This window comes from Nonomuraea sp. NPDC049784 (assembly GCF_040659615.1).
GTDB lineage: Bacteria > Actinomycetota > Actinomycetes > Streptosporangiales > Streptosporangiaceae > Nonomuraea.
Map to the genome: position 1 here is coordinate 1 of NZ_JBFAMX010001267.1, position 1,186 is coordinate 1,186.

Annotated in this window: 1 protein-coding gene and 2 pseudogenes; all 3 read left to right on the plus strand. The window is 73.3% G+C overall.

Annotated elements, in window-relative coordinates:
- Positions 1–261 (plus strand): annotated as a pseudogene (locus AB0J09_RS65305) (D-beta-D-heptose 1-phosphate adenosyltransferase); the annotation flags it as partial.
- Positions 258–932 carry an SDR family oxidoreductase gene (locus AB0J09_RS65310; protein ID WP_360714607.1) on the plus strand — a complete coding sequence of 225 codons (675 nt, stop codon included), beginning with the start codon at positions 258–260 and terminating at the stop codon, positions 930–932. The pseudogene AB0J09_RS65305 and the gene AB0J09_RS65310, both read left to right, overlap by 4 nt.
- Positions 923–1,186, plus strand: a pseudogene (locus tag AB0J09_RS65315) (glycosyltransferase family 9 protein); the annotation flags it as partial. The gene AB0J09_RS65310 and the pseudogene AB0J09_RS65315, both read left to right, overlap by 10 nt.

The following is a 1,186-nucleotide window of genomic DNA, read 5'->3' on the forward strand; positions in this document are numbered from 1 at the left end:
GCGGGGCTGGCGGCGCTGCTGCGCGACCGGGTCGAGGTGCTCAGAGCTCTGGGCTGCGTGGACGCGGTGCTTGTGTTCGACGAGGACACCCCGGCGCGCGCCATCGAGCTGCTGCGCCCTGCCGTGTGGGTGAAGGGCGGCGACTACGAGGGGGAGAAGCTGCCCGAATCCAAGGTCCTGGCCGCGCTCGGCGCGGAGACCGTCGTGCTGAGCACGCTGCTGGGACGTTCGACAACGAATCTGATCAGGGAGATCCAGTGAACATTTTGATCACCGGGGGAGCCTCCGGGCTCGGACTGGCCACCGCCGAAGCCGTGGAGAAGGAGGGCTGGCGAGCGCTGGTCGTCGACAAGCGCCCGCCGGACCAGCGCTTCGAGCACGTCACGGCCGACCTCGCCGACCGGGGGGAGGCCGAGCGGGCGGTACGCGAGCTGGCCGAGCGGGCCGGCGGGCTGGACGGAGTGGTGACGGCCGCGGGGATCGACGCCTGCGGGCGGCTGGAGGACGTCCCGGCCGACGACTGGGAGCGGGTGATCCGGGTGAACCTGCTCGGCACGGCCTCGGTCGTCCGGGCGGCGCTGCCGTATCTGAAGCACACCCGCGGCAAGATCGTCACCTGCGCGTCCACCCTCGGGCTGCGGCCGCTCAGCGACGCCTCGGCGTACTCGGCGTCGAAGTTCGGCGTCGTCGGCCTCACCAGGGCCCTGGCCGTCGAGCTGCGCGGCGAGGTCGGAGTGACGCTGCTCGTCCCGGGCGGCATGCGCACGGCCTTCTTCGACGGCCGGCCGGAACAGTACAAACCCGGCCCGGAGGCCGGGCTGAACGACCCGGCCGACGTCGCCCAGACCGTGGTCTTCGCGCTGCGGCAGCCCGCCGGATGCGAGGTGAGAGAGCTCGTCGTCTGCCCGTCCACGGAGACGTCATGGCCCTAGAACTCCTCGCGCTGCGCGGGCTCGGCCTGGGCGACCTGCTCACGGCCGTGCCCGCCCTGCGGGCGCTGCGCCAGGCCTTTCCCCGCCACCGGATCACACTCGCCGTGCCGCGGGCGCTGGAGGCCCTGCTGCCGCTGACCGCCGCGGTGGACGACCAGGTCGACGTGTCGGGCCCGGGGCCCGTGCCGTTCGAGCGGCCCGACATCGCGGTCAACCTGCACGGCAAGGGGCCGCAGCGCCTCGATGCTCTGCGG